Raw genomic sequence first — 22,034 nt, forward strand, 5'->3', positions numbered from 1 at the left:
GTTCGGTGCCGGCCCATTCGGGCCGTGCGGTGATCAGCGGCTGGGCGTGAGCACGTAGCCCTCTTCACCGTGTACCACGGTGTCGATGCCGGCGATCTCGTCTTCGTTGTTGACCCGGAAGCCCATCGTCTTCTGGATGATCCAGCCGATGGCGTAGGAGAGCACGAACGAGTAGAGCATCACGGCGAATGCCGCGATGGCCTGGCGACCGAGTTGGCTGGCGTCGGCGCCGACGAAGAGTCCGACTCCCGTTCCGAAGAACCCGATGTACAGGGTTCCGATGAGGCCACCGACGAGGTGGATACCGACCACGTCGAGCGAGTCGTCGAAGCCGAGCTTGAACTTGAGGTCGATCGCGAGCGCGCAGACGACACCGGCGATGATCCCCAGCAGGATGGCCCACCCCGGGGTCAGCGACGCGCAGGCCGGGGTGATGGCGACGAGGCCGGCGACCGCACCGGAGGCGGCACCCACCGAGGTGGGCTTGCCATCCTTGATGCGCTCGACCACGAGCCAGCCGAGGATCGCCGCGGCGGGTGCCGCGATCGTGTTGAGGAAGGCGATGGCGGCGACGCCGTCTGCTGCGAGCTCGGAGCCGGCGTTGAACCCGAACCATCCGAACCAGAGGAGACCGGCGCCGAGCAGCACGAACGGCGGGTTGTGGGGCACGTGGGCACCCTTCGCGAAGCCGACGCGCTTGCCGAGCACCAGGGCGAGGGCGAGGGCTGCCGCACCCGCGTTGATGTGCACCGCTGTTCCACCGGCGAAGTCGATGGCGCCGACCGTGTAGGCGATCCACCCGCCGTCGACGACCGCGCCGTCGTCACCGAGGGTGAAGTTGAACACCCAGCTGGCGACGGGGAAGTACACGACGGTGGCCCAGATGCCCGCGAAGACCATCCACGAGCCGAACTTGGCGCGGTCCGCGATTGCTCCGGAGATCAGCGCGACGGTGATGATGGCGAAGGTCGCCTGGAATGCGGCGAAGGCGATGAGCGGGAAGTCGCCCTGCACGTCCATCGCCTCGCTGTAGACGCCCGCGAGGCCGAGCTCTGCGGTGTCGATTCCGATGATGCCGTCGATGCCGACGAAGTTGCCGACGCCCTCGTTCGAGAAGGCGATCGCGTACCCGTAGAGCACCCACAGGACTCCGATGAGTCCGAGGGCACCGAAGCTCATCATCATCATGCTGATGACGCTCTTGGCCTTGACGAGTCCCCCGTAGAAGAAAGCGAGGCCGGGCGTCATCAAAAGGACGAGCGCGGACGCAATCAGTAGGAAGGCGGTATTGCCTTGATCCATCGTGAACCTCTCTGTATGTGCTGGGCATGAGCCGGTGGCGGCGCGAGGTGCATCGGGTGCGCCGGCCCACGTCGGGTACGACGACAGCTTCCCGGAGCCACGTTTCGGCAGGGGCCTGCACATGTTTCCGCGGCGTTACACGCGGCGTGGCGATGTTAACTTCGTGTTTCGCGGCGCTGGGGATGCGCTCCGGACTCCCCACGGAACCACCGGGCTGCGTGACGGATCAGGCCAGACGGCGCAGGGCGGACGCGAGCGTTCAGGCCGACGCGAGGGCGATCAGCCGGGAGGTCGCCCTGAGGTACTTCTTGCGGTAGCCACCGGCCAGCATGTCCTCGGCGAACATCTGGTCGAGCGGGAGCCCCGACGCATAGACCCTGATCTGGGCGTCGTACAGGCGGTCGACGAACGCGACCATTCGCAGGGCGTCGGTCTGGCTGGTCAGCTCGTGCACGCCGCGGATTCCCACCGCGTCCAGCCCGTCGACCAGGTTCACGTAGCGCGACGGGTGCACCGACGCGAGATGGGCGAGCACATCGTCGAAGTCGTCGAGCGTGACGGTATCGCCCGCGGAGGCCACGGCGGCGTCGAGGTCATCGGGGGCGACGACGACGGCGTGGCCGGTGAATGAGCGGTGCCGGTAGTCGAGGCCGTCGATGCGCATGGTGGCGAACTGTGCCGCGAGCGCGTCGATCTCGCGCAGGAAGTCGCTCGCCGCGAAGCGGCCCTCCCCCAGCGCGTTGGGCGGGGTGTTCGACGTCGCCGCGATCTGGGTTCCCGTCGCGACGAGGTCGGACAGCAGCCGAGACACCAGTCGTGTGTCGCCGGGGTCGTCGAGCTCGAACTCGTCGATGCACAGCAGCGTGGAGCCGCGCAGCAGCTCGACGGTGGGCGCGTACCCGAGCGCGCCGACCAGGGCGGTGTACTCGATGAAGGTCCCGAAGTACTTGCGGCCGGGGGCACGGTGCCACAGTGCGGCCAGGAGATGGGTCTTGCCGACGCCGAACCCTCCGTCGAGGTACATGCCGGGCAGTGTCGTCGGTGCCTTGCGACGCTTGAAGAACCCGGTGACCGGTGCGGCGTTCCAGCGGTCGCCGAACGCGCGCACGGCGTCGACCGCCTCCGACTGGCTGGGGTAGTCGGCGTCGGGCCGGTACGAGTCGACGGTGGCGTCGGCGAATTGACGCGGGGGCACCAGGTGCTTGACGATCTGCTCGCCGCTGATGGTGGGCTTGCGATCCACGAGCCGGCCAACGGTGGCTGTTCGGTCACCGGTCACGATTCACGCCTCGCCTGTCTGTCTGGTTTCGGAAACGGAGCCCGGGGAGTGGAGACCTGAACGGCGCGTGTGTCGAACTCTTACGGCCCTCAGGAATGTCGCCTGCCGAATCCGTAGATTCGAAGCGGCGCTCGCCGAAAGCCTAACCTTGCAGGAGTTCGCGTCGCGCCGGTGACCCGGCGCCTACAGGAGGAATTCATGACCATCGAAGCGGATCCGTCCCCCACACTCGCGGGCTTCGCCCACCCAGAACGCCTGGTCACCACCGAGTGGCTCGCATCGAAGCTCGGCACCCCCGGCTTGGTGGTCGTCGAATCCGATGAAGACGTGTTGCTCTACGAGACCGGCCACATCCCAGGGGCGGTCAAGATCGACTGGCACACCGACCTCAACGACCCGGTCGAACGCGACTACATCGACGGAGCGGCATTCGCCGGGCTGCTCGGCTCCCGCGGCATCTCGCGCGATTCCACCGTGGTGATCTACGGAGACAAGAACAACTGGTGGGCTGCCTATGCGCTATGGGTGTTCACCCTGTTCGGGCACGCCGACGTTCGCCTGCTCGATGGCGGTCGAGCCAAGTGGGAAGCCGAGGGTCGCGAGTACACGACGGAGCGCACCGAGGCGGTACGGGTCGACTATCCTGTCGTCGAACGCGACGACAGCGGCATCCGTGCATTCAAGGACGACGTGCTGGCGCACCTCGGCAAGCCCCTCATCGACGTGCGGTCGCCTGAGGAGTTCTCGGGCGAACGCACCACCGCCCCCGCCTATCCGGAAGAGGGCGCCCTGCGCGCCGGCCACATCCCCACCGCGGCGAACGTGCCCTGGGGCAAGGCCGCCGCGGAGGACGGTACGTTCCGTCCGGTCGCCGAGCTGGACGCGCTCTATCGCGATGGGGCTGGACTCTCCCCCGACGACGAGGTCATCGCCTACTGCCGCATCGGCGAGCGGTCGTCGCACACCTGGTTCGTGCTCACCCACCTGCTGGGCTTCGAGAACGTGCGCAACTACGACGGATCGTGGACCGAGTGGGGCAGCGCCGTGCGCGTTCCGATCGCGACCGGCAGCGAGCCGGGCAAACTGCCAGCCCGGCGCTGACCGACGCTCGCCCGCCGCGTGGCTCAGGGGCGCCCGCCCGTCGCCAGGTGCTGCGCAGACGGATAATGGAGACCATGCCCTCCCTGCCTGACTCCCTCGCGCGCATTCGCGACGACTTCCTCGAACTCGAGCAGCAGGACCGCCTGCTCCTGCTGCTCGAGTTCGCCAACGACCTCCCCGAGCTGCCTGACCGGTTTCGTGACCACCCCGACCTGCTGGAGCGGGTCGAGGAATGCCAGGCCCCGGTCTTCATCTTCGTCGAGGTCGACGACGACGACACCGTGCAGATGTTCGCGACGGCGCCGCGCGAGGCACCGACCACCCGCGGGTTCGCGTCGATCCTCGTGCAGGGTCTCAGCGGTCTCAGCGCGAGCGAGGTGCTCGCCGTCCCCGACGACTTTCCGCAGACCATCGGGCTGAGCGCTGCGGTGAGCCCGCTGCGCCTGCGCGGCATGACCGGCCTGCTCGGGCGCGCCAAGCGGCAGGTCACGGCGAAGCAGGCGGCGTGAGGGTCCACCGGTTGTTCCCGGCGTCGACCGAGGTCATCGACGCCGACGACGACGGAGCACGCGATGCCCTCGCCCGACGGTACGAGACACCCGCCCCGGCGTGGCTGCGCCTCACGCTCATCGCCAGCGTGAGCGGCAGCGCAGCCGGCGCAGACGGTACGTCGGACACCCTGACCAACCCGGTCGACCGCATGATCCTCGGCGCCATCCGGTCTCGCGCCGACGTCGTGCTTGTCGGCGCGCAGACCGTGCGGCACGAGGGCTACGTGCTGCCGCGGGGCCGCGCCATGGCGGTCATCACGATGAGCGGCAACCTCGACGGGCACCGGTTCGGCGCGCCGCCGGAGCCCGGCCAGCTCATCGTCATCTGCCCACCCGCCGCTGCCGAGCGCGCCGCGGAGTCGCTCGGCGTGCCCGCGACCGTCGTCACCGTCGACGCGGTGGATGGCGGCATCCCGATGCACACCGCCATCGCCGAGCTGCACAGCCGCGGCCTGACCAGCATCGTGTGCGAGGGCGGACCGGCGCTCGCCGCCCAGCTGCTCGACGCCGGAGCGGTCGACGAGCTGTGCCTCGCGACGAGTCCCATGGTCACCGCCAGCAGGGTGGCCCTGTTCGGCGACCGGGCGATCGCCGACTCGCGGCTGCGGCTCGACCAGTTGTTGATGGATGACTCGAGCACCCTCTACGCGCGGTGGCGGGTCATCCGCCACGGCGACGACTGAGCCGGCCGGCGTACGCGAGGTGACGGGCCGTCAGCGCGGCGACAGCCCGCCGAGCCAGTCGCGCACCTCTGCCGTGAACCGGTCGGGATCGTAGTTCCACAGCTTGGCGTGCCGCGCACCGGTCCACCGGTGCATCGTCACGATGTCCGGCCGCAGTGCGGCAAGCTCCTTCGAGGCCGACGGCGGCACGTAGCCGTCGTCGTCGCTGTGCTGGATGAGGATCGGCACGGCGAGCTCGTCGGCGCGGCGCACGAAATCGAGGGCGGGAAAATCGAGTGGGGCGTCGAGGCCGGCGAGCCGGTGCATCCGCTCGCTCGACAGCAGGCGCAGGACGGCGCGCCGCACCGGCCCCCACACGCGCATCTCCCTGGCCTGGAAGTCGAGGGTGGGCGCCCAGTCGACGACCGGGGATTCCAGCGCCACACCGCGCACGAGGCCCGCCAGCGGCGAACGGGTGAGTGCCTGCAGGGCCACCGCTCCCCCCATCGACCAGCCCATCAACACGATGTCGGTGGCACCGCGCCCGGCGGCGAACGCCATCGCCGCGTCGACGTCCCGCCACTCGGTGTTGCCGAGCGCATATCGTCGGTCGGCGCTCCACGGAGCCTCGCCGTCGTTGCGCCAGGAGACCAGCAGGCAGGCGTAGCCGGCCTCGAGGAACACCGGAACGGCCCGCAGCGCCTCCTGCCTGCGCACTCCCCTGCCGTGCACGAGAACGACCCAGCGTTCGCTGCCGCCCTCCGGCTCGACGATCCAGGCCGGGGCAGGACCCAGCTCGGTGGGGATCATCACGCTCTCCGCGTCGAAGCCGTGGTCGGCCGGGGTCAGGTAGAACCAGCCGCTGAAGCGAGCCCTGGTCGCCGATGCGATGTCGCCGAAGTCGACCGCGAGCAGGCGACGGGTGACGGTCGCGGCATCGCGCGTCACGATGTCGCCCAGCTTCGCGTGGCCGGAGTCAAGGGAGAACCACAGCCCGTACCTGCCTGGCAGCACGGTATCCGGTGACGCATCGAGGGTGACGGTGCACTCGTCGAGGTCGACGCCCTTCACGACGACGACCTCGCGGAGCAGGCGGGGCGGCGTCACGACGACGCGGGCCACGAGGATCGTCATCGCCCCCGTGATCACCGCGGCAGCCGAGATCGCGGTGCCGACGAGTACCGCGAGGGCATTCCGGAGGCCGAACCGGACGGCGTGGCTCCGGAGTTCTCTCACGGGTGAACTTTAGTCTGTCCTCGTGTCCGAACCATCAGCACGTGCACCGATCCCCCTCGCCTTCGCGGCGGCCGTCGAATCCGTGCGGCGTGCCGCCACGCGTGCCGAACTGGTGGTGACCGAGATCCCCTCGCCCGGCAGCCTCGCGCCGTACTCGATAGCGCTCGGGGCCGACATCACGCCCGCGCGTCACGAGGTCGACTCCGACCAGGGGACCGGGCGGTTCATCCTGCTGTTCGACCCCGCGGCCCCCGAGGCGTGGGGCGGGCAATTTCGCGTGGTGTGCTTCGCGCAGGCGCCGCTCGAGACCGACATCGGGGTCGACCCGTTCCTCGCCGACGTCGCGTGGTCGTGGCTGGTCGATGCCCTCGCGACGAAGCGAGCCAACTATCACTCGATCTCGGGCACGGCGACCAAGATCCTCTCCACCGGCTTCGGCGAACTGGCCGACCAGGGCGACGGTGCCCAGATCGAACTCCGTGCCTCCTGGTCGCCCCGCGACACCGACATCGCGTCCCATGTGGAAAGCTGGGGCGAACTGTTGTGCATGTTGGCGGGCCTCCCGCCGAGCATCGAAGGAGTGACTGTGCTGTCCGCCCGACGAGTGGGACGTGAGTAACCCGTCCCCGGAGACGCCCCTTCCCCCGGTGACGGCGGAAGACGCGGCTCCCCACGCCCGCATGAGCGTCATCGACATCCGCGAGCAGTACCTCGCGGCCGTCGAGGCGATCGCTGCGGGCCACGGTCCCATCGCCATCGACGCCGAACGCGCATCCGGGTTCCGGTATTCGCAGCGCGCCTACCTCATCCAGATCTTCCGTCGCGGTTCCGGGATCTTCCTGTTCGATCCGCCGGCCATCGGTTCGTTCGCGGAGCTGAACGACGCCATCCGCGACGAGGAGTGGGTGCTGCACGCCGCGAGCCAGGATCTCGCCTGCCTTCGCGAGGTCGGCCTCGACCCCACCCGCATCTTCGACACCGAACTCGGCGCCCGCCTCGCCGGGCTCCCTCGCGTCGGACTCGGCACCGTCGTCGAGGACCTGCTCGGGGTGCACCTCGCGAAGGAGCACTCCGCAGCCGACTGGTCGACACGTCCGCTGCCACAGGCCTGGCTCGTCTACGCCGCGCTCGACGTCGAGCTGCTGGTCGACCTCCGCGACGCGATGGCCGAGCTCCTCGAACGCCAGCGCAAGGGCGGCATCGCCGCGCAGGAGTTCGCGACGGTGCTCGGCCGCGAGGCCAAGCCGCCGCGCGCGGACGCATGGCGACGCCTTTCTGGACTGCATGCCGTGCACAACGCCCGCAACCTCGCGGTGGCCAAGTCGTTGTGGGAGGCACGCGACGCCTACGCGCGCGAGATCGACACCGCGCCGGGGCGCATCGTGCCGGATTCGTCGCTCGTCGCCGCGGCGCGGGTGCTGCCGGAGTCGAAGCGCGACCTGGCGGCCCTGCGCGAATTCAATGGCCGGGCCAGCCGGTCGGAGATCGACCGGTGGTGGGGCGCCATCGACGCCGGCCGCTCGACCGACGACCTTCCCCCGCTTCGAGTGCCGTCTGAGTCGATTCCCGCGCCGCGGGTGTGGTCCGACCGCAACCCCCCGGCAGACGCCAGGCTCAAGAGCGCCAGGAGTGCGCTCGCGGAGGTGTCCGAGCTGCTCGACATCCCGCTCGAGAACCTGCTCACCCCCGAGACGTTGCGCCGCCTGGCATGGTCGCCGCCGAGCCCGCTCGACCTCGCCGGCGTGCGGGATGCACTGAAGCAACTCGACGCCCGTCCCTGGCAAATTGACGCAACCGCACAGGTAATCCTGCATGCCTTTGTAGATGCCAGCCAAAGCGCGGCAGAGCCGAACGATACGGCCTCGTAGGAAGAATCAAACGATGCCCGGCCCATTTTGCCGTCGGCCTAGGCTCGAATAATCCGTCCTGACGTTGGAGGCACCGTGGCCGAGAGAACTGAAGTCGTATTCGTCGATGGGGTCAGAACCCCATTCGGGCGAGCTGGTGAGAAGGGGATGTACTGGCAGACCCGGGCAGACGACCTGGTCGTCAAGGCCATCATCGGCATGCTCGAACGCAACCCGAACCTGCCCAAGGACCGCATCGACGACGTGGCGATCGCCGCAACCACGCAGACCGGTGACCAGGGGCTCACGCTCGGACGCACGGCCGCGCTGCTCGCCGGACTGCCGCGCACGGTTCCCGGATACGCCATCGACCGCATGTGCGCCGGGGCGATGACCTCGGTCACCACCATCGCGGGCGGCATCGCGTTCGGCGCCTACGACATCGGCATCGCCGGCGGTGTCGAGCACATGGGACACCACCCGATGGGCTTCGGTGTCGACCCCAACCCCAGGTTCCAGGCCGAGAAGCTGGTCAGCGCCGACGCACTGAACATGGGCAACACGGCCGAGCGCATCCACGACCGCTTTCCGCTGCTCACCAAGGAGCGCGCCGACCGGTTCGCCCTCGGCAGCCAGCGCAAGACCGCCGAGGCCTACCGCAACGGAAAGCTACAGCCCGACCTCATTCCCGTGGCGACCCGGAGCGAGTCGGGCTGGGGCCTCGCGACCGTCGACGAGGCTCCCCGCCCGGAGACGACCCTCGAGGGACTCGCGGGCCTGCGCACGCCGTTCCGGCCGCACGGCCGGGTCACCGCGGGTAATTCCTCAGGGCTGAACGACGGGGCGACGGCGAGCATCCTCGCCAGCGCCGACGCCGCCAGGGAGCTGGGCCTCACCACCAAGATGCGCATGGTGAGCTTCGCCTACGCGGGCGTCGAGCCGGAGATCATGGGCATCGGCCCGGTTCCGAGCACCGAGAAGGCCCTGCGCAAGGCGGGCCTCACGATTGACGACATCGGACTCTTCGAACTGAACGAGGCGTTCGCCATCCAGGTGCTCTCGCTGCTCGACCACTTCGGCATCGACGATGAAGACCCCAGGGTGAACATGTGGGGCGGATCGATCGCCGTCGGGCACCCCCTCGCGTCATCGGGTGTTCGGCTCATGGTGCAGCTGGCCGCGCAGTTCGAAGAACACCCCGAGGTGCAGTACGGGCTCACCGCCATGTGCATCGGTCTCGGCCAGGGTGGCTCCGTCATCTGGGAGAACCCGCACTACACCGGCAAGAAGAAGAAGGCCTCCGGAAAGGGAGCGAAGTGATGACGTCAGAGTTCGACGCGCTGCGCGCGATGTCCGATGACGAGGTCATCACCCACTCGTTCGTGCGGGACATCACGATGGGCAGCGGCAACGTGATCGCCCTCATCACCCTCGACAACGGACGCGACCACACCCGACCCAACACCCTGGGGCCGCTGACGCTGCTCGAGCTCTCCGACGTGCTCGACGCGCAACGTGCGCGCGCCGCCGCCGGCGAGATCCACGGTGTCGCGATCACCGGCAAGCCGTTCATCCTCGCGGCCGGCGCGGACCTCAGCAAGGTCAGCGCCATTCCGAGCCGGGCCATCGCCAAGCAGCTCGCCCAGCTCGGCCACGCCACCCTCGGCAAGCTGCACGACCTCGGCGTGCCGTCGTTCGTGTTCATCAACGGACTCGCGCTCGGCGGCGGCCTCGAGATCGGGCTCAACGCCGACTACCGGACCATCGATCGCGGTACGCCGGCGGTGGCGTTGCCGGAGGTCTTCCTCGGCATCATCCCCGGATGGGGCGGCGCCTGGCTGCTGCCGAACCTCATCGGCATCGAGAACGCCCTGACGGTCATCATCGAGAACCCGCTCAAGAACAACCGCACCCTGAAGGGCGAGCAGGCATTCGAACTGGGCATCGCCGACGCGATCTTCGACTCCGCGAACTTTCTCGAGGATTCGCTCAGCTGGGCCGACGGCGTCATCTCGAAGCGCATCACCGTCAGGCGGCCGAATGAGCCGGGCAAGATCGAACGCGCGGTCAAGTGGGACGCCGGTGTCGCCATCGCGCGCCGCATGCTCGAGGGCCGGATCGGCACGGTCGCCAAATCGCCGTACGTCGCCCTCGACCTCATCAAGGCCGCGAAGAACACCGACCGGGCGACCGGGTTCGCCGCCGAAGACGACGCACTGGCCGACCTCATCTCCGGCGACCAGTTCCAGGCCAGCATCTACAGCTTCAACCTCGTGCAGAAGCGTGCGAAGAAGCCTGCCGGCGCCCCGGACAAGAAGATCGCCAAGCCCGTCACCAAGGTCGGCGTCATCGGTGCCGGGCTCATGGCCAGCCAGTTCGCCCTGCTGTTCGTACGGCGCCTCAAGGTCCCGGTGGTCATCACCGACCTCGACCAGGCCCGCGTCGACAAGGGCGTCGCCTATATCCACGACGAGATCGGCGCGCTGCAGCAGAAGGGGCGCATCTCCCCCGACGAGTCGAACCGACTGCGTGCGCTGGTGACCGGCACCACGGACAAGGCCGACTTCGCCGACGCCGACTGGGTCATCGAGGCCGTCTTCGAGGAGCTCGGGGTCAAGCAGGAGGTGTTCGCCGAGATCGAGAAATACGTCTCCGACACCGCCGTGCTCGCGACCAACACGTCGTCGCTCTCCGTCGAACGCATCGGTGAGCGCCTGGCACACCCCGAGCGCCTCGTGGGCTTCCACTTCTTCAACCCGGTGGCGGTGATGCCGCTCATCGAGGTGGTGAAGGCCCCGTCGACGGATGACGCGACGCTGAGCACCGCGATGGTGACCGCGGCTGCGCTCTACAAGAACGCGGTGATCACCAGTGACACCCCGGGGTTCGTCGTCAACCGCATCCTCGCGAAGCTCCTCGGCGAGGCGATGCACGCGGTCGACACCGGCACTCCGTTCGAGGTCGTGAACCAGGCGATCGATCCGTTCGGCCTCCCGATGTCACCGTTCGAGCTGCTCGAGCTGGTGGGGCTCAAGGTCGGCGCGCACGTTCTCGACACCCACCACGGGGCGTTTCCCGAGCGGTTCTTCGAGAGCCGGAACCTCCACGCGCTGGCCGAGCACGGCCAGCTGTTCGAGCGGGACAGCAAGGGCAAGATCAAGGGCTTCGACAAGAAGGCGGTCGCGATCGTGCGTCGCGGCCAGGTCGACAACGGCACTCCGCTCACCGGCGAGCAGATCCTGCGCCGGGTCGAGGACGGCCTGGCCGACGAGATCCACCGCATGCTGGAGTCCGGCGTCGTGTCGTCTCCCGAGGACATCGACCTGTGCCTGATCCTCGGCGCCGGCTGGCCGTTCCAGATGGGCGGGGCGACCCCCTACCTCGACCGGGTCGGGGCGTCGGAGCGCGTCTTCGGCGGCACGTTCCACGACCCGCGCATCCGCGGTATCGAGTGACGCCATCGGGCTGGCCGCCCGCGGAGTGTGGCCAGCCCGTAGCGGCTGGCCCGTAGCAGACATCCCGTGGCAGACAGAAGGCGCCGGACCCGAGGGTCCGGCGCCTTCTGTCTGTGCCTGGCGTCAGTCGCCGTGCTTGTGCGCGCCGGTGTTGTGCGCGCCACTATTGTGGGCGCCGGTGTTCTGGGCATCGTGGGTCCCGGCGTCGTCGTGCACGCCGTGCTGCGGCCCACCGTCGTCAGGCAGCGGCCGGGCGACCGGGATCTTGCTGCCGAGCACCTGGTCGACCACGTCGCGGGCGATGCGCTGCGGGGTGAGTCCGACCTGCTCGAGGATCTCGGCGCGGGACCCGTGCTCGAGGAACTCGTCTGGCAGCCCCAGCTCGGTCACCGCGGTGTCGACCCCGGCGGCCCGGAGCTCCTGGCGAATGCGGGTACCGACTCCGCCGACCCGGATTCCGTCTTCGATCGAGATCACGAGGCGGTGGTCTGCGGCCAGTCCGATGAGGCTCTTCGGAACTGGAACAACCCATCGCGGGTCGACCACGGTGGATCCGATGCCCTGCGCGGCGAGGCGCTCTGCGACCTCGAGGCCCATCTCGGCCATCTGCCCGACCGTGACGATGAGCACGTCTCGGCGTTCGGATTCGAACAACACGTCGACGCCGTCGTCGAGGCGACGCACGGCGTCGATCTCGGTGCCGACGCTGCCCTTGGAATAGCGCACGACGGTGGGCGCGTCATCCACCGCGACTGCCTCGCCGAGCTCCTCCTTGAGGCGCGTCGCATCGCGCGGGGCACTCAGGCGGATATGCGGGATTACCTGCAGGATCGCGAGGTCCCACATGCCGTGGTGGCTCGGTCCGTCCGGGCCGGTCACGCCGGCGCGGTCGAGCACGAAGGTCACGCCCGCCTTGTGCAGCGCGACGTCCATCAGTACCTGGTCGAACGCGCGGTTGATGAACGTGGCGTACAGGGCGACCACCGGGTGCAGCCCACCGAACGCCATTCCGGCGGCCGAGGTGACGGCGTGCTGCTCGGCGATGCCGACGTCGAGCACGCGGTCGGGGTACTTCTCCTGGAACTTGTGCAGTCCGGTCGGGCGCAACATGGCCGCGGTGATGCCCACGATACGGTCGTTCTTGTCGGCGAGGGCGACGATCTCGTCGCTGAACACCGAGGTCCATGACGGCTTGTCGGGAGCGCCGATGGGCTCGCCCGTCTCCGGGTCGATCTGGCCCACGGCGTGGAACTGGTCGGCGAGGTCGGAGAGGGCCGGCTCGTACCCGCGGCCCTTCTGGGTGATGGCGTGCACGATGACGGGGGCGCCGTAGTTCTTGGCCTGCTCCATCGCCTCGGTGAGCGCGTCGATGTCGTGGCCGTGCACCGGTCCGATGTACTTGATGTCGAGGTTGGAGTACAGCGCCTCGTTGTTCGAGACCCGAGACAGGAAGCCGTGCAGGCCACCGCGGACGCCGCGGTAGATGGCCTGGCCCGGCTTGCCGAAGTTGTCGAACAACTGCTTGCTCGAGAGGTACAGGTCGCGGTACGAGCGCCGGGTGCGCACGGTGTTGAGGAAGCGCGCCATGCCGCCGATGGTGGGCGCGTAGGAACGCCCATTGTCGTTCACCACGATGATCAGCTTGCGACTGTTGTCGTCGCTGATGTTGTTCAGCGCTTCCCACGTCATGCCGCCGGTGAGGGCACCGTCTCCCACCACGGCGATGACGTGCCGGTCGTTCTGTCCGGTCATCGCGAACGAGCGCGAGATGCCGTCCGCCCACGACAGCGAGCTCGAGGCGTGCGAACTCTCGACGACGTCGTGCTCGGACTCGGAGCGCTGCGGATAACCGGCGAGACCACCGCGTTCCCGTAGCAGCTCGAAATCCTGGCGACCCGTCAGCAGCTTGTGCACGTAGGACTGGTGACCGGTGTCGAACACGATCGGGTCTTTCGGGGAGTCGAAGACCCGGTGGATGGCCATGGTCAGTTCGACCACACCCAGGTTGGGACCCAGGTGTCCACCGGTCTTCGACACCTCCGTGATCAGGAAGCGCCTGATCTCGGATGCCAGCTGTACGAGTTGCTCCGATGAGAGGGCGTCGAGGTCGCGCGGACCGCGGATGTTCTCAAGCAACGTCATACTCGCGAGTCTACTTCTGGTCGGTGCGAGTTCCGGGAGCGACGAGCGACCGCAGCACATACTGCAGGATGCCGCCGTTGCGGTAGTAGTCCGCTTCGCCCGGCGTATCGATACGCACGACGGCGTCGAACTCGACGACCGGCTTGCCCTCGGCGGAGTGCTCGCTGGGCGCTGCGACAACGCGCACGGTGCGCGGCGTCGTGCCGGAGTTGAGCTCCTCGATTCCCGTGACGCTGATGACCTCGGTACCGTCGAGGCCCAGGGTGTCCCAGGTCTCGCCATCGGGGAACTGCAGCGGGATGACGCCCATGCCGATCAGGTTCGAGCGGTGGATGCGCTCGAAGCTCTCGGTGATGACCGCCTTGACGCCGAGCAGGCTCGTTCCCTTCGCCGCCCAGTCGCGGGACGATCCGGAGCCGTACTCCTTGCCGCCGAGGATCACGAGTGGCGTGCCGTTGGCCTGGTAGTTCGAGGATGCGTCGTAGATGGTCGACTGCGGGGCATCCATCTTCGAGAAGTCCACCGTGAACCCGCCCTCGACGCCCTCGAGCAGCTGGTTCTTCAGGCGGATATTCGCGAAGGTTCCGCGGATCATCACCTCGTGGTTTCCGCGGCGCGACCCGTAGGAGTTGTAGTCCTTGCGGTCGACGCCGTGCTCGTCGAGGTAACGGCCGGCCGGGCTGTCGGCCTTGATGTTCCCTGCCGGGCTGATGTGGTCGGTGGTGACCGAGTCGCCCAGCTTGGCCAGCACCCGGGCGCCGACGATATCGGTGACCGGGGTGGTCTCGATGGTCATGCCGTCGAAGTACGGGGGCTTGCGCACGTAGGTCGACTCGGAGTCCCACTCGAAGGTCGGCCCAGTCGGGGTGGGGAGTGAACGCCAGCGCTCGTCGCCGTCGAAGACACCCGCGTACTCGTGGGTGAACATCTCGGTGTCGATCGACGAGTCGATGGTGGCCTGGACCTCGGCGGCGTCGGGCCAGATGTCCTTGAGGAACACCTCGGACCCGTCGGTCGCCGTGCCGAGCGCGTCGTTCTCGAAGTCGAAGTTCATCGACCCGGCGAGGGCGTAGGCGATCACGAGGGGCGGGCTCGCGAGGTAGTTCATCTTGACATCGGGGTTGATGCGGCCCTCGAAGTTGCGGTTACCGGAGAGCACGGCGGTGACGGCGAGGTCGTTGTCGTTCACGGCCGCCGAGATCTCGTCTTCGAGCGGACCGGAGTTTCCGATACAGGTGGTGCAGCCATAGCCGACCGTATAGAAGCCGAGGTCCTCGAGGTAGCTCGTGAGGCCGGCCTTCTCGTAGTAGTCGGTGACGACCTTCGACCCGGGGGCGAGGGTTGTCTTGACCCACGGCTTGGCCTTGAGGCCCAGCTTGCTCGCGTTGCGCGCCAGGAGGCCCGCGGCGAGCATGACCGACGGGTTCGACGTGTTGGTGCACGACGTGATGGCGGCGATGGCGACGGAGCCGTGGTCGATGGTGAAGTTGGCACCGCCGTCGAGGGTGACCTTGGTCGGCTTGGACGAGGTGGATGGCGCGTGGCTCGAGTAGGTCGGCGTGACGGGTGCCGTGTCGTCGTCCTCCGCGGTGAACCCGATCGGGTCGGACGCGGGGAAGGTGCCCTCGATGGCGTCATCGACGACGGTGTGGTCGACCGACGCGTAGGCGTTGAGGTCGAGCTCGAACTGCTCCTTGGCGCGGCTCAGCTCGACGCGGTCCTGCGGGCGCTTCGGTCCGGCGATCGAGGGCACGACGGTGCCGAGGTCGAGCTCGATGTACTCGCTGTACGACGCCTCGGTCTCGGGGTCGTGCCACAGCGTCTGCAGCTTGGAGTACTGCTCGACGAGGGCGACCTGCTCCTCGCTGCGCCCGGTGAGGCGCAGGTAGTCGAGGGTCACGTCGTCGATCGGGAACATCGCGGCGGTCGAGCCGAACTCGGGGCTCATGTTGCCGATGGTGGCGCGGTTGGCGAGCGGCACCGAGGCGACGCCCGGTCCATAGAACTCGACGAACTTGCCGACGACGCCGTGCTGGCGCAGCATCTGCGTAATGGTGAGCACGACGTCGGTCGCGGTCACGCCGGTGGGGATGGTGCCGGAGAGCTTGAAGCCGACGACCTTGGGGATGAGCATCGACACGGGCTGCCCGAGCATCGCGGCCTCGGCCTCGATGCCGCCGACGCCCCAGCCGAGCACGCCGAGGCCGTTGACCATCGTGGTGTGCGAGTCGGTTCCGACGCAGGTGTCCGGGTAGGCCTGCAGCACGGTGGATCCCGCACCCCCGTCGGTCGCGGCGACCTCGCGGGTGTACGTGACACGGGCAAGGTACTCGATGTTGACCTGGTGCACGATTCCGGTGCCGGGCGGAACGACCTTGAAGTCGTCGAATGCGGTCTGCCCCCAGCGAAGGAACTGGTAGCGCTCACCGTTGCGCTGGTACTCGATCTCGACGTTGCGCTCGAGGGCGTCGGCGGTTCCGAAGAGGTCGGCGATGACCGAGTGGTCGATCACGAGCTCCGCGGGAGCGAGGGGGTTGATCTTGGTGGGGTCGCCACCGAGCTCGGCGACGGCCTCGCGCATGGTGGCGAGGTCCACGATGCACGGCACGCCGGTGAAGTCCTGCATCACCACCCGCGCGGGGGTGAACTGGATCTCGGTGTCGGGGTCGGCGCTCGGCGACCAGGCGCCGAGCGCCTCGATCTGCGACCGGGTGACGTTGGCCCCGTCTTCGGTGCGGAGCAGGTTCTCCAGCAGGATCTTGAGGCTGAACGGGAGCTTCTCTGCTCCGGCAACCTTGTCGAGCCGGAAGACCTCGTAGTCCGCGGAACCGACGGTGAGCGTATCTCTTGAATCGAAGCTATTGACTGCAGACATGACGTGAGTCTCCCTTTGACGTGTGCCAATCCTTGCCGCCGGATTCGGGGCGTGCCACCAAGGCAAGCCTAAGTCTGGCAAGACTGGAGCTGGTCGGCCGAACAGCCGAAACTATCTTGATGTCAAGATAGTTTCGCACATCACGTGGTGTCGCGCGACCGCGGCGCGCGGGCAGCCGGGGCCTCGCTCCGCCGGGGTGTCGGCTCTAGGCGGGAGCAGTGCCTTCGGCGGTATCGCGCCGGTACACGGACTGCACGAGCATCCAGGTGACCCAGACCAGCACGGCATAGAGCGGCACGCCGAGGATGAGCTTGGTCGCCGCGAGCAGCTCGACCTCCTGCGCCAGATAGAGAGGTACGGCTACGGCCAGGCGGAGCGCGAATAGCCCCGCCCACATCACGGTCGCGACCGTGAGCACGCGGCGTTTCGCGCGATCGCGGCGCCAGTCGAGTCCCTCGTTGCTCAGCACTCCGACGATCAGCCCGATGATCGGGTACCGCACGAGGAGGCTGACCAGCACCACCGTGAGCGAGATGACGTTCGTGATGATGCCCGGCAGGAAGTTGTCTTCTGCGTTGCCCGTCATCAGCGCGAGCACGGCAGAGACACCGACGCCCGCCACACCGGCGAACGCCTGCGTCACCGGGGTGCGCGATACGAGGCGGATGACCACGAACACCACCGCGACCGCCACCGGGAACAGCACGGACGGCACCAGTTCGCCGGTGATCGTGTAGATGACGAGGAAGCCGAGCGCGGGCAGGATGGCCTCGACGAGGCCGCGGACTCCCCCGACTGCGGCCAGCAGCGACTTCGCGGTCGGCATCTCTCCTGGTGCGACCTGCCCCAGGCCCGAACCGCGCATCGCACCGGCGAAGGCGTCGCGCATGCTCGGCGCCGCGGCATCCACCTGGTCGTCTGACCGGTCAGGGTGCTGCGGGGCCCCCGGGGCGTCGGTCACGGTGCGTCGGGGAGGGCCGCGGCCTTGACGGCCTTGGGCATCTGCAGGGGAATCAGGTCGCGGGGCGGCATCGGGGTCGATCCGCGCACGACAACCACGCTGCGGAACAGGTCGTCGATCTTCGCGGCGGCGTCGGCGTCGACCACGGCCTTGCCGGCGATCACCCCGCGAAGGAACCAGCGAGGGCCGTCGACGCCGATGAAGCGCGCGAGGCGGGTTGAGCTGTCACCGGACGGCGCGACCGTCGGGATCTCGGCGCGTAGTTCCGGCCCGAAGGTACCGTCGGCGGCCGTCGTGGTTCCGCCCTGCTTGCGGATCTGGTCGGCGATCTGCTGGCGGATCTCGTTCCATAACCCCGTCGAGCGGGGGGCGGCGAACGGCTGGAGCTGGAGGGTCGACTCGGCGTAGTCGAGGGCGATGGCGACGACGCGCTTGCTGCCCTCCTCCACCTCGAGGCGCAGGTGCAGTCCCTCGCGCGGCAGCACCTTGACACCGCCGAGGTCGATGTAGGGGCGAACCGCGTTCGCCTCGGTCTCGTCGAGCGGCCCCTCGATGTCGCGGTCGACGGGGGCGGACTTGGCGGTGTCGATGGCGTCGGCGCGATCCTGCTCGGATCCGTCGCGATCCACGGCAGAGATGTCGGTCACGGGTTGTCTCCTCGTTCTTCATGTCGGTATCCGGTCGAACCGAACCCCGACTCGCCACGCGGGCTGTCTGGGAGCGCCTTCGCCTCGACGAAGTGCACCGTCGTGACGGGCATCACCACGAGCTGGGCTATGCGGTCTCCGACTGCGACAGAATACGGCACCGAGCTATCGGTGTTGAGCAGTGTCACCCGAAGCTCGCCCCGGTAGCCGGCATCCACCGTCCCGGGGCTGTTCACGATCGTGATGCCATGCCGGGATGCGAGCCCGCTACGCGGCACCACGAAGCCGACGTACCCGTTTGGCAGCGCGATCGACACCCCGGTGCCGATGGTGACCCGCTCACCTGGCGCGAGCACGACCGCCTCCGCAGACGACAGGTCGGCGCCGGCGTCTCCCGGGTGGGAATAGGAGGGCATCGCCTGGGTGCCTGGGGCGCCGAGCGAGATCAGAACATCCACGTTTTCTGGCACGTGACGAGGGTAGTGCAGGGAATCTGATCGAATAGGCACATGCAACAACCCGCGCCAGAGCCCCTTTACCGCGAACGCCTCTGGCCATCACTGGCCGTCGTGCTCCCCACCGTGCTGGTCATTCCGGCCAGCCTGCTGGTGTTCCTTCCCATCAACATCGCGGTCGGCTGGATCACCGCCGTCGTGTTCTTCGTCGGCATCAACACCCTGCTGATCGCGACCGCGCCCGTCATTATGGTCGACCGCACGCATCTCACGGCGGGCAGGGCGCGCCTTCCCCTCGAGCTCGCGGGTACTCCCACCGGATTCACGGGAGTGGATGCCACGGCGCAGCGTGGCCCGCAGCTCGATGCGCGCGCGTGGCTGGTGATCCGCGGCTGGATCGGTCCGGTCGTGAAGGTGCCGGTCACCGACGAGAGCGACCCCGCGCCGTACTGGCTCATCTCCACCCGGCGTCCGGCCGCCGTCGCCGACGCCATCGCGACAGCAAAAACCGCCGGCTCCCGATAGGGAACCGGCGGCGTCGTACCGGCGTGCTGGCGCTCTACGCGGCGCACTCCATGCAGATTGCCCCGAGCTTCTCGGTGTGGTCGATCTGCGAACGGTGCTTCACCAGGAAGCAGCTCACGCAGGTGAATTCGTCGGCCTGCGGGGGAAGCACGACGACATCGAGGTCGAGGTCGGAGAGGTCGGCGCCGGGGAGTTCGAATCCACCGGGGTTGTCGGAGTCATCGACGTCGACAACACCCGACATCTTGTCCGGAACGCGCTCCTTCAGTGCCTCGATCGACTCGGAATCATCGTCGGTCTTGCGGGGGGCGTCATAGTCGGTTGCCATGCCTGTCCAGTCCTGTTCAGCGGGTTGTTATTCAAAAGGCGGCCACAGTTTGCATGAATTGATGGGGAATAGCAAACCGTCGCGCGGTGCCCTCGTGGGCGCCTCGCAGTCAACTTGCGGCGCGCCCGCTCTATTCCCCACGGACCCCTCCAGGACGTGACAATCTAGGGGCACTCGATATACCCCGAAAGGTCATTTCGCATGCAAGACCTCAGAGTCATCGGAGTAGAGAACGGCATCCTCATCGTCGCGTCAGAAGACGGAACCCGCTTCCGCCTGGCAGTCGACGAAGTGCTGAAGTCTCGCCTCCGCCAGAGCCCAGCCGAACCCCCGGGTAGCCGCAAGCTCACCCCGCGCGAGATCCAGGGGCACATCCGCTCCGGTATGTCTGCCGAGGAGGTCGCCGACTCCACCGGTGTCTCGATCGACTACGTGCGCAAGTTCGAGGGCCCGGTGCTCGCGGAACGCGAGCACGTCATCGAGACCGCCCTCGGCGTCGCCGTGCACACCGCGCTCGAATCCGACACCGGCGCCGGCTCGACCTTCGGTTCGGTCATCCGAGCCCGCCTGCTCGACATCGGGGCGACCGGCGAACGCTGGGCGAGCTGGAAGGAATCGGGCGAGGGTTGGATCGTCAAGCTGGCCTTCACCGCCGACAACATCGACCACGACGCGCGCTGGCACTACGAGCCCAAGCGCTCTGCCCTCGCCCCCCTCAACAGCGAGGCGAAGACCCTCTCCCAGCAGGGCGAGATGCCCGGTGGCCTGATCCCGCGCCTGCGTGCGGTCGGCGGCGACGAGCGAGTGGCCGACGCCTCTCGCTTCGACAGCGGGGCGTTCGACGTCGGTTCCGCCCGTAGCGGCGACACCGCGGGTCGCGAGTTCAGTGCGCGCGAGTTCACCGCGCGCGAGGGCGGCAGGGAAGGTACCGGCCGCGACGGTGCAGGTCGAGACGGCGCCGGTCGTGACACCGCGTCGCACCTCGAGGCCGTGCCCTACGGTCGGGCCCCCGAGTCCTCCCCGGAGGTAGCGGCCGCCGCGATCAACCGGGCGCCGGCAGACGACACCGCGTCGAGCCAGACCGCCGACCTGCTCGAGGCGCTGCGCCGCCGCCGTGGGGAGCGCGAGAGCGCCGCCGCCTGGAACGACGACGAAGCCCACGCCGCGCACCCGTCGTCTGCCGGGGGAACCCGCGCGGCCGACGTGCCCCTCGACGTGTTCGACGACAACGGAACCGCGACGACTGCACCGCAGCCCGTGGCGCAGTCGCAGCCCCCGGCCTATGCACCGCCCGCGAGCAAGGCACCGGCCCGCAAGGGACGCGCGGCGATGCCGAGCTGGGACGAGATCGTCTTCGGCGCAAAGTCGGACGACGACCTGGCCTAGCGGTCCGGCTCGGTCGATGGTCTGGGCAGGTCGATAGTCTGGCCCGATCGACGGGCTGGCGGGCTGGCGGGCTGGGCGCGGCTGGCGACCTGCCCTCGAGTGGCGTGACCCGGTGCTCTGGCCCGGCTCGCCTACGCCGCGAACGCTCCGAACCGCAGCAGCGGGATCGACGTCTCGGCCGACGACAGCGACCCGTGCTGCCCGATCATGCCGCGACCGCCCTGGTCGGGTGACCGCGAGTCGTAGTAGGCGATGTTCTTGCGTGCGGCGACGATGATGTCGCCGATGCGCGGCAGCACCTCGGGGTCGACGGCGCCGCCGAACCACCCGGCTGCCACGGCCTCGTCGCGCGTGCCGACCCACGCCCGGTCGCCCTCGTCGACGCGCCACCGCTCCACGACGCGGGACCTCAGGGCCATGGATGCGTCTGGCTCGAAGTACAGCTGAAGGCAGCGCGGTTCACCCGCAACGAACCGAATGCCATCGACGAGCGCCGCCGTCTCGTCGAAGAGCACGTGTGCGTGCTGGGGGATGTCGACGATGCCATGGTCGGCGGTGAGCAGCATGCCCTCCCCCGCACGCAGGGTCGCCGCGAAGTCGCGCACCGCGCCGTCGAGCGTCTCGAGGCGGCGGGTCCAGCGGTCGGATGCCAGGCCCTCGGCGTGCGCCGTCATGTCGAGTTCCGGTGCGTAGACGTACACGATGCCCGTGGTGATCGAGTCGAGGATGCTGCGCGCCGTGCCCAGCCGTGACTCGATGTCCGCGGCTCCGCGGTACTCGGCCCCGCGCAGGACGGCGGAGGTGAACCCCGTGCTGCGGTAGCGCTCGGATGCCACGACGAAGCTCGGCACCGAGGCATCCATCGCCCTCTCGAACACCGTGCGGGAACGCTGCCAGGTGAACGGGTCGAGGCGGGCGTCCCATCCAGACAGCTGGTTCACCACGCGGTCGTGTGCGGTGTCGAGCACCGAGTAGCCGACCAGGCCGTGCGTGCCGGGCTGCTCTCCCGTGGTCAGGGTCGCGAGCGACGATGCCGTGGTGGTGGGAAAGCCCGCCCTCATCGTGGTGGACCTGGTGATCATGGGCGCGAGGGTGCGCGCGTGGCCCGACCTCGCCGCGACGGCCTCGGTGCCGAGACCGTCGACGAGCAGCACGACGGCCTTCTGCGTCCGGGTGAGGCCGAGCGTGTTCTGCTCCCCCAGGATCGCGGAGAGGCAACTGGGCAGAACGTCGGCGAGGCTGAACCGGTGTGATTTCGCGGCCGGTAGCATGATTGCAATCC

19 protein-coding genes are annotated in these 22,034 nt (G+C 68.5%); 9 read left to right on the forward strand and 10 right to left on the reverse strand.

The features are described from left to right. Window positions 1-33: 33 nt before the first annotated feature. Both G5S38_RS02870 and zapE read right to left on the reverse strand, forming a co-directional pair. Window positions 34-1,302, reverse strand: a complete 1,269-nt coding sequence (locus G5S38_RS02870; protein ID WP_165064023.1) for an ammonium transporter — start codon at window positions 1,300-1,302, stop codon at window positions 34-36. A 259-nt stretch (window positions 1,303-1,561) separates the two neighbouring features. After that, entirely contained in the window at window positions 1,562-2,581 is a 1,020-nt protein-coding gene (gene zapE / locus G5S38_RS02875; RefSeq protein WP_165064025.1) for a cell division protein ZapE, read from the reverse strand. 198 nt (window positions 2,582-2,779) lie between these two features. Between zapE and G5S38_RS02880 the strand changes: the two genes are divergently transcribed. The 3 genes from G5S38_RS02880 to G5S38_RS02890 all read left to right on the forward strand — a co-directional run bounded on the left by G5S38_RS02880 (window position 2,780) and on the right by G5S38_RS02890 (window position 4,916). Next, window positions 2,780-3,682, forward strand: coding sequence for a sulfurtransferase (locus G5S38_RS02880; protein ID WP_165064027.1), 903 nt, complete (start codon window positions 2,780-2,782; stop codon window positions 3,680-3,682). 65 nt (window positions 3,683-3,747) lie between these two features. Beyond that, on the forward strand, window positions 3,748-4,191 hold the full coding sequence (locus G5S38_RS02885; RefSeq protein ID WP_165064029.1) for a SufE family protein: 444 nt from the start codon (window positions 3,748-3,750) through the stop codon (window positions 4,189-4,191). Continuing rightward, window positions 4,188-4,916 (forward strand): dihydrofolate reductase family protein, encoded by a 729-nt coding sequence (locus G5S38_RS02890; RefSeq protein WP_165064031.1) that lies wholly within the window; start codon window positions 4,188-4,190, stop codon window positions 4,914-4,916. The genes G5S38_RS02885 and G5S38_RS02890 overlap by 4 nt, the downstream gene beginning before the upstream one ends. A 30-nt stretch (window positions 4,917-4,946) precedes the next feature. Here the strand turns inward: G5S38_RS02890 and G5S38_RS02895 are convergent, their stop codons facing one another. Continuing rightward, window positions 4,947-6,131 (reverse strand): alpha/beta hydrolase family protein, encoded by a 1,185-nt coding sequence (locus G5S38_RS02895; RefSeq protein WP_165064033.1) that lies wholly within the window; start codon window positions 6,129-6,131, stop codon window positions 4,947-4,949. A gap of 22 nt (window positions 6,132-6,153) precedes the next feature. Between G5S38_RS02895 and G5S38_RS02900 the strand changes: the two genes are divergently transcribed. From G5S38_RS02900 to G5S38_RS02915, 4 genes are all read left to right on the forward strand, one after another. Beyond that, window positions 6,154-6,750, forward strand: coding sequence for a DUF3000 domain-containing protein (locus G5S38_RS02900; protein ID WP_165064035.1), 597 nt, complete (start codon window positions 6,154-6,156; stop codon window positions 6,748-6,750). A 61-nt stretch (window positions 6,751-6,811) separates the two neighbouring features. Further along, on the forward strand, window positions 6,812-7,999 hold the full coding sequence (locus tag G5S38_RS02905; RefSeq protein ID WP_165064246.1) for an HRDC domain-containing protein: 1,188 nt from the start codon (window positions 6,812-6,814) through the stop codon (window positions 7,997-7,999). A 75-nt stretch (window positions 8,000-8,074) separates the two neighbouring features. Then, complete coding sequence (locus tag G5S38_RS02910) at window positions 8,075-9,298, forward strand: thiolase family protein (protein ID WP_165064037.1); 1,224 nt, start codon at window positions 8,075-8,077, stop codon at window positions 9,296-9,298. Then, window positions 9,298-11,433, forward strand: a complete 2,136-nt coding sequence (locus G5S38_RS02915; RefSeq protein ID WP_165064039.1) for a 3-hydroxyacyl-CoA dehydrogenase NAD-binding domain-containing protein — start codon at window positions 9,298-9,300, stop codon at window positions 11,431-11,433. Before G5S38_RS02910 ends, G5S38_RS02915 begins: the two co-directional genes overlap by 1 nt. A gap of 123 nt (window positions 11,434-11,556) precedes the next feature. Here the strand turns inward: G5S38_RS02915 and dxs are convergent, their stop codons facing one another. From dxs to dut, 5 genes are all read right to left on the reverse strand, one after another. Next, window positions 11,557-13,575, reverse strand: coding sequence for a 1-deoxy-D-xylulose-5-phosphate synthase (dxs, locus tag G5S38_RS02920; RefSeq protein ID WP_165064041.1), 2,019 nt, complete (start codon window positions 13,573-13,575; stop codon window positions 11,557-11,559). Between the two features lie 10 nt (window positions 13,576-13,585). Beyond that, window positions 13,586-16,450, reverse strand: a complete 2,865-nt coding sequence (gene acnA / locus G5S38_RS02925; RefSeq protein WP_165064043.1) for an aconitate hydratase AcnA — start codon at window positions 16,448-16,450, stop codon at window positions 13,586-13,588. A 205-nt stretch (window positions 16,451-16,655) separates the two neighbouring features. Then, a complete protein-coding gene (locus G5S38_RS02930; protein ID WP_235928869.1) occupies window positions 16,656-17,411 on the reverse strand; it encodes a DUF3159 domain-containing protein in 756 nt (251 codons plus the stop codon). Further along, window positions 17,408-18,049, reverse strand: a complete 642-nt coding sequence (locus G5S38_RS02935) for a DUF3710 domain-containing protein (protein WP_235928875.1) — start codon at window positions 18,047-18,049, stop codon at window positions 17,408-17,410. The genes G5S38_RS02930 and G5S38_RS02935 overlap by 4 nt, the downstream gene beginning before the upstream one ends. A gap of 5 nt (window positions 18,050-18,054) precedes the next feature. Further along, entirely contained in the window at window positions 18,055-18,528 is a 474-nt protein-coding gene (dut, locus tag G5S38_RS02940; RefSeq protein ID WP_407943820.1) for a dUTP diphosphatase, read from the reverse strand. A 39-nt stretch (window positions 18,529-18,567) separates the two neighbouring features. On the opposite strand from dut, the gene G5S38_RS02945 reads away from it, so the two are divergent. Continuing rightward, entirely contained in the window at window positions 18,568-19,038 is a 471-nt protein-coding gene (locus G5S38_RS02945) for a DUF3093 domain-containing protein (protein ID WP_165064047.1), read from the forward strand. Window positions 19,039-19,072: 34 nt separating this feature from the next. On the opposite strand, the gene G5S38_RS02950 is transcribed toward G5S38_RS02945, so the two are convergent. Then, window positions 19,073-19,366, reverse strand: coding sequence for a DUF4193 domain-containing protein (locus G5S38_RS02950; protein WP_165064049.1), 294 nt, complete (start codon window positions 19,364-19,366; stop codon window positions 19,073-19,075). A gap of 201 nt (window positions 19,367-19,567) precedes the next feature. Here G5S38_RS02950 and sepH point away from each other — a divergent pair, with 201 nt between their 5' ends. Continuing rightward, window positions 19,568-20,752 carry a septation protein SepH gene (sepH, locus tag G5S38_RS02955; protein WP_165064052.1) on the forward strand — a complete coding sequence of 395 codons (1,185 nt, stop codon included), beginning with the start codon at window positions 19,568-19,570 and terminating at the stop codon, window positions 20,750-20,752. Between the two features lie 131 nt (window positions 20,753-20,883). On the opposite strand, the gene G5S38_RS02960 is transcribed toward sepH, so the two are convergent. Further along, window positions 20,884-22,023 (reverse strand): alkaline phosphatase family protein, encoded by a 1,140-nt coding sequence (locus tag G5S38_RS02960; protein ID WP_165064054.1) that lies wholly within the window; start codon window positions 22,021-22,023, stop codon window positions 20,884-20,886. Window positions 22,024-22,034 lie beyond the last annotated feature (11 nt).

The organism is Marisediminicola senii (assembly GCF_011057645.1).
GTDB classification, from domain to species: Bacteria; Actinomycetota; Actinomycetes; order Actinomycetales; family Microbacteriaceae; genus Marisediminicola; species Marisediminicola senii.